Here is a 7,283-nt window from a genome sequence, read left to right as displayed (position 1 = left end):
CCCCCCCCCCCCCCCCCCCCCCCCCCCCCCCCCCCCCCCCCCCCCCCCCCCCCCCCCCCCCCCCCCCCCCCCCCCCCCCCCCCCCCCCCCCCCCATCCCCCCCCCCCCCCCCCCCCCCCCCCCCCCCCCCCCCCCCCCCCCCGGTGCGTTGCGGACCGCTCCGCGCCCCCGGCGGGGATATCGTCGGGAGGTGGCCCAGCCGACTCCCCCTCCCGACCCGTCGGAACCCGAGGCCCAGCCCGTCGTCTGCGCGCGCTGCGGCACACGGTCCCCGAACGGCCCCCCGCCCACCTGGACCTGCTCGGTGGAGAACGGGACCAGACAGTACTTCTGCGTGGACTGCGCGCGGGAGAACCTCCGGGCGATCGAGGGCCGCCTCGACTCGTCCTGGTGGTGACCCCGCGCCCCCGGCCGCCGCCGGCCTCACTCCGGCGGCACGAACCCCGGCAGCCAGGCCTCCAGTTCGCCCCGCAGCCGCACCGTCGCACCCAGCTGGCACAGCACCCCGATGGTGCTCAGCGTCACCCGGTGGATCAGCAGGTACGCGGGCGGCAGATTGATCTGCCGACCCAACTGGTGGGCGGGGGAGCGGGGATCGGCTATCCGCGACGCCTGGCCGCGCAACCACGACCGGGTGAAGGTGAACTCCTCCGCCTCGATGGGCTCGATGATCGGCTTCAGGTAGTCCAGCACCGCCTGCGGGTCGAGCTCGATGGACTCCTTCACGAACCCCTCGGCGGACAGGTGCCCGTACATCCCCTCGGCATCGTCCTCCAGCGTCATCCGCAGCGAGGTGCCGATGCTCTTGGGCCAGCCCCCCGGAAGCCGGTCGACCGTGCCGAAGTCCAGCACGCCCAGGCGCATCCGGCCGTCCGGCCCCGCCAGCAGGCGGAAGTTGCCCGGATGCGGATCCGCGTGCAGCAGCCCCGTGCGCGCCGGCCCCGTGAACAGGAACCGGGCCAGCAACTGCCCCGCGCGGTCCCGCTCCTCCTGCGTGCCGTCGGCTATCACCTCCGACAGCGGGGTCCCTTCCAGCCACTCGGTCACCAGCACCTGGTCGCTCTGGTGCACCACGTCCGGCACGACCACGTCCGGATCGCCCTCGAACGCGTCCGCATGGGTGCGCTGCGCCTCGGCCTCCAGCTCGTAGTCCAGCTCCTCCACGACCCGGTCGCGCATCTCCTGGATCAGCGGCTTGATCTCCATGCCCGGGACCAGCGGACCCAGCAGCCCGGCGAACCGGCTCAGTTGCCGCAGGTCCGACACCAGGGCCTCGCCGGCCCCCGGGTACTGCACCTTGACCGCCACCGGCCGGCCGTCGTGCCACACCGCCTTGTGCACCTGCCCGATCGACGCGGCCGCCGCCGGCTTGTCCTCGAACTCCTCGAACAGGTCGCGCCAGTCCTCGCCCAGACGCTCCGCCAGCACTTGGTGCACCGTCTGTGCGGGCAGCGGCGGAGCCGCCTCCTGAAGCTTGGTCAGCGCCGCCCGGTACGGGCCGGCGAAGTCCTCGGGAAGGGCCGACTCGAAGACGGAGAGCGCCTGCCCCAACTTCATGGCACCGCCCTTCAACTCCCCGAGTGTGCGGAACAGCTGCTCGGCGGTGCGCTGCTGGATCTCACGCGCCACGATCTCCGCCGACTTGCCCCCGATCCGCTTCCCCAGCCCCCAGGTGGCCCGACCCGCTATGCCCAGCGGCAGCGCGGCCAGTTTGACGGTACGGGTGACCGCCTTCCGGGGAAGATCAGACATGCGCCCCTCCAATTCCCAGACAGCCGTGGCGCAAGCGGCGGTTCAGGGGTGCCCTCCCCGCGCCTGCGGCTTCCCCGCATCCTGTCATGGCCCTTCCGCGCCCTCCGGCGCGCATCACCCGGCCCCGTCCGAGGCCCGGACCGGCCCGCCTCATTCCTGCACCTCCTGCTGCGCCACCAGGGCGGCCGCCGCGCACGGGCAGTCCGGATGGGGCCGGATCCCGGTGCGCTCCCAGTGCAGCCCCGGCAGAGCGGCCTCCCAGCGGGACGCGGTCGAGGCCGGCAGCTCCCCGTCGATGAAGGACAGCGCGTGCGCGGCGGCCAGGCCGGCCACCGCCGTGGACAGCCCCAGGTCGCAGGCAGCTGCCGCCCGTCTGCGGTGCGCCGAGCGCCACTGCACCAGCATCCGCGGCCAGGCCGGGTCCCGCTCGACCCGCTCCCGTTCCATACAGCCCGCGCAGGCCGTGGCGCCCGGCAGCACGAGCGGCCCGACGGTCCCGGTGCCCTCCAGCACCCCCGCGTACAGGTGCGGGACGCCCGCGGCGATCCAGTCGGCCGCGAGGGCGGGATCCGGCGCCCAGGCGGCGAGGCCGTCCCGCGGGGCGACCACCACCAGGGCCGGACCGGTCTCCCGCCCCTCCCGCTCCGCCGCCCGCGGCGCCCGCCCCGGAGCCGACGCGCGCACCAGCCCCGCGGCGGCCTCGGAGCGCAGCCGGCCCACGCTCTCGGACCCGAGCCCGCCCGGCGCCACGTCCGCCGGCTCCACCCGCCCCCCGTCGAGCACCTCCACCCGGCCCACGCCGGCCCCGGCCAGGACCGCGGCGATCTGCCCGCCCACCCGGCCGCTGCCGCGCACCTGGACCCGTATCGCCCGCCGCGCCGCCACCCCCCGCAGGTCCCCGCCGGGTTCGCGGTGCACCAGGGAGAGCGAGCCCAGGTCGGGCCCCAGCCGCTCCAGCGTCTCCGGCCGCTTGCGCACCGCCTGGGCCCGGGGGCCGCCCGCCGTGGCGTCGTCGAGCAGCCCGGCCGCGGCCAGCCGCCGGACCAGCCCGTCCACCTGCCCGTCCGGCAGCCCCATGGCCGCGCCCTCCGTGCGCAGCAGGTCCATGCCGCGGGTCCCGTCGATCCGGTCGATGAGCGCCCCCGTCGCCGTATCGACCGGGCCGAGCACCACCGCATGCGCCGGCGTCACCCCGAACTGGACCGTCTGCAGATCCCGCCACGCCCTGGCCAGCGCGGGCTTCACCTTCGGATACACGGCCTTCCCCCTCCTCCTCGTCGGCGCACCGCCTGGGCGGACCGCCCTCGGTTTCCCGCCCTCGGATTCCCGTCCCCGCAACAGTGCCCGCCCGCCGCGTCCGGCGCGCGAGTTTGTCCACAGGCACGACCTATTGGGCATATGAGATGGAGAAGAGGGGTGCATGCCGCACCCGCTGCGAATGGATCAGGTCCGAACCGCGGAGCGGGGCTCCCCCGGCCGCGCCGAGCGGGTACGGTCGTGGGCGTGTCCGCCGACCCCACGCAGCGCGCCGTCGAAGTCCGCCGGAGCGCACGCCGCCGCAGGACCGTGTCCGCCTACCGCGAGGGCGACCGCACGGTCGTCCTCATCCCCGCCCGCATGTCCGAGGCCGAGGAACGGCGCTGGGTGGGCGTCATGCTCGACAGGCTGGCCGCACGGGAGACCAGGCGCACTCCCGGGGACGCGGAACTCGCCGAGCGCGCCGACCGTTTGTCCGGGCAGTACCTCGGCGCCCGCGCCCGCCCCCGCTCGGTCCGCTGGGTCACCAACCAGAACACCCGCTGGGGCTCGTGCACCCCGGCCGAGGGCAGTATCCGGCTCTCGCACCGGCTCCAGGGGATGCCCGAGTACGTGGTCGACTACGTGCTGCTGCACGAGCTGGCCCACCTCCTTGTCCCCGGCCACGGCCCGCGCTTCTGGGAGCTGCTGGAGGCCTACCCGCGCACCGAGCGTGCCCGCGGCTACCTGGAGGGCGTGGCGGCGGCCGAGCGCCTCCCCAAGGTCCCCGGGCCCCGCGGCGACTGAGTCCGGCAGGCGGCGCGCACCCGCGTACCGGGCCCGCCGGGACCCGCGGCGTGTACCGGGTCGGTACCGACATGTACCGGGTCGGTACCGACTTGGCCGGATGTCGCCCGATGCGGCTAGCCTGAGCGGCACGTATTTCACTGTCGGGATGGGGGACGGTCTTACGCATGGCCAGGGAATTCCAACGCGGTCACAAGGCCAGGATCAGCGATCTGACGGCGGGCACGGACCTGTACGTGGGCGTGCAGATCGCCGGGCCGGGACTCGCCTTCGACATCAGCTGCTTCGGGCTCGACGCCAACGAACAGCTCTCGGACGACCGTTACTTCGTCTTCTACAACCAGCCGAAGTCGCCGGAGGAGTCGGTCCAGCAGCTCGGCGCGCAGGCCGGCGACACCGAGTCGTTCCGGGTGACGCTGGACCGCGTCCCGGCCCACATCCACAAGCTGGCCTTCACCGCCACCCTCGACGGCGACGGCCAGATGTCGCAGATCGGGCCCGGCTACATCCGGATCGTGGCCGGCGGCGAGGAGGTCGTCCGGTACTCCTTCACCGGCGCGGAGTTCAGCACCGAGCGCGCGCTGATGCTCGGCGACTTCTACCTCAAGGACGTGTGGCGCTTCGCCGCGGTCGGCCAGGGCTTCGACGGCGGACTCGCCGCCCTGCTGAAGCACTTCGGCGGCGAGGTGGCCGAGGAGCAGGAGCCCGAGCAGCCGGCCCAGCAGGCGGCCCCGGCCCCGGCCCCCGCCCCGGCCTTCGCTCCGCCGCAGGCGGCCGCACCCGCACCGTCCTTCGGCGCCCCGGTCCAGGCCCCGCAGGCCCCGCAGGCGCCCCAGCCTCCCCAGGCCCCGGCCCCGCCCGCCCCCGTCCACTCGGCCCCCACCATGGTCGCGCCGATGGCACCTCAGGCACCTCAGGCACCTCAGGCACCTCAGGCCCCTCAAGCACCGCAGGCGCCCCAGGCCGCACAGCCCCCGGCCACCCCGTACGGCCAGCCGCCGCACCCGCCGCAGCAGCCCGGTCCGCCCTCCTACGGCCAGGTCCCGCAGCCCTCGTACGGCCAGGTCCCAGGCCAGCCCCAGCCCTCGTACGGCCAGGTCCCCCCGCCGGGACAGGCCCCCGCCCCCTACGGCCAGCCGCAGCCCCCGTACGGCCAGATGCCCGGCCAGGCCGCCCCGCACGCCGTGCCCGCAGCGGCCGGACCCGGCCTCGGCGCCGCCCTCCAGCCGTACAAGGAGGTGCCCACCGGCGCCCGCTGGACGGCGCAGAACCAGCAGCTCATGCGGGTCGACCTGGCCATGGGCGGCCAGCCCGTCCTCGCCCGCCAGGGCAGCATGGTCCTGTACCAGGGCAAGGTCGACTTCGGCTACAAGGGCGCGGGCTTCGCCGGCCGCATCGTCGGCAACGCCACCGGCCAGGAGATGCAGCTGATGCGCTGCAGCGGCCGCGGCCAGGTCTTCCTCGCCGAGAACGGCGCGCACCTGCACGCCGTCGAGCTCCAGGGCGACGCCCTCTGCGTCTCCTCCGAGAACGTCCTCGCCTTCGACGAGTCGCTCCAGTACGAGGTCCGCCGCATCGAGGGCCACGGCATCCCCGGCGGAGCCCTGTTCACCATGCAGTTCCACGGCACCGGAACGGTGGTCGTCAAGACGCACGGCACGCCCGTCGTCCTGCCCGTCACCCCGACCACCTTCGCGGACGCCAACGCCATCGTCGCGTGGTCGGCCGCCTCCCAGGTGATCGTTTCCAGCCAGGTCCGGCTGCGCCGCAACGCCTACCCCGGCCACAGCGGGGAGAGCGTGAACCTCCAGTTCCGCGGCGCCCCCGGCAACTTCATCGTCGTCCAGCCGTACGAGGTCTGAGGGAGCCCGTCATGAACGCAATGAACCAGCAGCTCGCGGGCTACGCCCCCACCCCCGTCACGGCCCGCATGGAGAACCACGGCCGCGCCATGCTCAAGGTCGCCATGCAGAGCGGCCAGGACCTCTTCGCCCGCACCGGATCGATGGTGGCGTACGAGGGCTTCATCCAGTACGAGCCCAACCCGCCGGCCATGCGCCAGATGGCCTCCCAGTGGCTCACCGGCGAGGGCGCCCCGCTGATGAAGTGCACCGGCGACGGACTGCTCTACCTCGCCGACTACGGCGCGGACGTCGTCGTGCTCAACCTCAACAACGACGCCCTCTCCGTCAACGGCACCAACCTGCTCGCCTTCGACGCCCACCTCCAGTGGGGTGTCGAGCGCGTCAAGGGCATGGCCAAGTTCGCCGGCCAGGGCCTGTTCAACGTGCAGATCGCCGGCACCGGCTGGGTCGCCGTCACCTCCCGGGGCACCCCGATCGTCGTCGACTGCGGCCGCGGCGAGGACGAGACGTACGTCGACCCGGACGCCCTCGTCGCCTGGTCGCCGAACCTCAAGGTGAAGGGCAAGCGCAGCTTCAAGGCCTCGTCGATGATCGGCCGGGGCAGCGGGGAGGCCTACCAGATGGCCTTCTCCGGCCAGGGCATCGTCGTCGTACAGCCCAGCGAGGACAGCACCGACCGGCTCCGGACGCGGGGCTGAGGGGGAGCGGACACATCATGCAGAGCTCACTTTTCGGCTACGCCGAGGCACAGTCCCAGGAGCGGTACACCGTCCAGAACCCGCAGCTGCTGCGGGTCACCCTGGCCGGGTCCGACGACGTGCTCGCCCGCAAGGGCACCATGGTCGCCTACCAGGGCATCGTCGACTTCGACGGCGAGTACCAGAGCAGCAACCAGCGCGGCGCCCGCCGCCGTACCGGCGAGGGCCTCGACCTGATGCGCTGCTCCGGGCAGGGCACGGTCTACCTGGCCAACCTCGCCCAGTACGTGCACGTCGTGGACGTCGACCACGAGGGCCTCACGGTCGACAGCAGCTACGTCCTGGCCATGGACTCCACCCTGCACAGCGAGGTCATCGCGGTGGACAGCCAGTACGGGATCTCCGGGTCCGGCAAGTACCAGCTCAACATCACCGGTCGCGGGAAGGTCGCCCTCATGACCTCCGGGCAGCCGCTGATGATGCAGGTCACGCCCGACAAGTACGTCAACGCGGACGCCGACGCCATCGTCGCCTGGTCCACCTCGCTGCGCGTGCAGATGCAGGCCCAGACCCACTCCACCGGCGTCTGGCGCCGCCGCGGCAACACCGGCGAGGGCTGGGAACTCAGCTTCCTCGGCACCGGGTTCGCCCTGGTGCAGCCGAGCGAGGTGCTGCCGCCGCAGAACGCCCAGATCGGCCAGGGCCTGGCCGCGCAGTTCGGCGTGGGCCAGCACGGCGCCCACGCCCAGAACCAGAACAACGTCTGGAACTGATCCCGGAAACCCCGGACGCGAAGAGGGGGGGGGGGGGGGGGGGGGGGAGGGGGAGGGGGGGGGAGGGGGGGGGGGGGGGGGGGGGGAAAGGGGGGTTGCAGGATCGCGGCCCAGGCAGCGGCGGGCTCCGGACAGGGCGGGTCCGGGGGCGC

7 protein-coding genes are annotated in these 7,283 nt (G+C 74.0%); 5 read left to right on the top strand and 2 right to left on the bottom strand.

Features of this window, described 5'->3' with window-relative positions:
- The first annotated feature begins 190 nt into the window (after positions 1–190).
- A complete protein-coding gene (locus tag AC068A_RS36905; RefSeq protein ID WP_179176814.1) occupies positions 191–397 on the top strand; it encodes a hypothetical protein in 207 nt (68 codons plus the stop codon).
- Between the two features lie 26 nt (positions 398–423).
- Here AC068A_RS36905 and AC068A_RS36900 read toward each other — a convergent pair whose 3' ends face one another.
- Together AC068A_RS36900 and AC068A_RS36895 are read right to left on the bottom strand one after the other, a co-directional pair.
- On the bottom strand, positions 424–1,752 hold the full coding sequence (locus tag AC068A_RS36900; RefSeq protein WP_478590671.1) for an ABC1 kinase family protein: 1,329 nt from the start codon (positions 1,750–1,752) through the stop codon (positions 424–426).
- Between the two features lie 150 nt (positions 1,753–1,902).
- Complete coding sequence (locus AC068A_RS36895; protein WP_478590670.1) at positions 1,903–3,009, bottom strand: ThiF family adenylyltransferase; 1,107 nt, start codon at positions 3,007–3,009, stop codon at positions 1,903–1,905.
- Positions 3,010–3,150: 141 nt separating this feature from the next.
- On the opposite strand from AC068A_RS36895, the gene AC068A_RS36890 reads away from it, so the two are divergent.
- From AC068A_RS36890 to AC068A_RS36875, 4 genes are all read left to right on the top strand, one after another.
- Positions 3,151–3,795 (top strand): M48 metallopeptidase family protein, encoded by a 645-nt coding sequence (locus tag AC068A_RS36890; RefSeq protein ID WP_478590669.1) that lies wholly within the window; start codon positions 3,151–3,153, stop codon positions 3,793–3,795.
- Between the two features lie 167 nt (positions 3,796–3,962).
- Complete coding sequence (locus tag AC068A_RS36885) at positions 3,963–5,657, top strand: TerD family protein (RefSeq protein ID WP_478590668.1); 1,695 nt, start codon at positions 3,963–3,965, stop codon at positions 5,655–5,657.
- Between the two features lie 20 nt (positions 5,658–5,677).
- Positions 5,678–6,358 carry an AIM24 family protein gene (locus tag AC068A_RS36880; RefSeq protein WP_478590672.1) on the top strand — a complete coding sequence of 227 codons (681 nt, stop codon included), beginning with the start codon at positions 5,678–5,680 and terminating at the stop codon, positions 6,356–6,358.
- A 17-nt stretch (positions 6,359–6,375) separates the two neighbouring features.
- Entirely contained in the window at positions 6,376–7,131 is a 756-nt protein-coding gene (locus AC068A_RS36875; RefSeq protein ID WP_478590667.1) for an AIM24 family protein, read from the top strand.
- Positions 7,132–7,283: the final 152 nt, after the last annotated feature.

This window comes from Streptomyces sp. NPDC043854 (genome assembly GCF_056436005.1).
Note: the sequence above shows the minus strand (reverse complement) of the source record. Positions and strands in the feature narration are given on the sequence as shown.

Bases quoted from the DNA above. Each gene is read 5' to 3' on its own strand.
- AC068A_RS36900 (WP_478590671.1), bottom strand. From the start codon at position 1,752: ATGTCTGATCTTCCCCGGAAGGCGGTCACCCGTACCGTCAAACTGGCC.
- AC068A_RS36890 (WP_478590669.1), top strand. From the start codon at position 3,151: ATGAGATGGAGAAGAGGGGTGCATGCCGCACCCGCTGCGAATGGATCA.
- AC068A_RS36885 (WP_478590668.1), top strand. From the start codon at position 3,963: ATGGCCAGGGAATTCCAACGCGGTCACAAGGCCAGGATCAGCGATCTG.
- AC068A_RS36880 (WP_478590672.1), top strand. From the start codon at position 5,678: ATGAACCAGCAGCTCGCGGGCTACGCCCCCACCCCCGTCACGGCCCGC.
- AC068A_RS36875 (WP_478590667.1), top strand. From the start codon at position 6,376: ATGCAGAGCTCACTTTTCGGCTACGCCGAGGCACAGTCCCAGGAGCGG.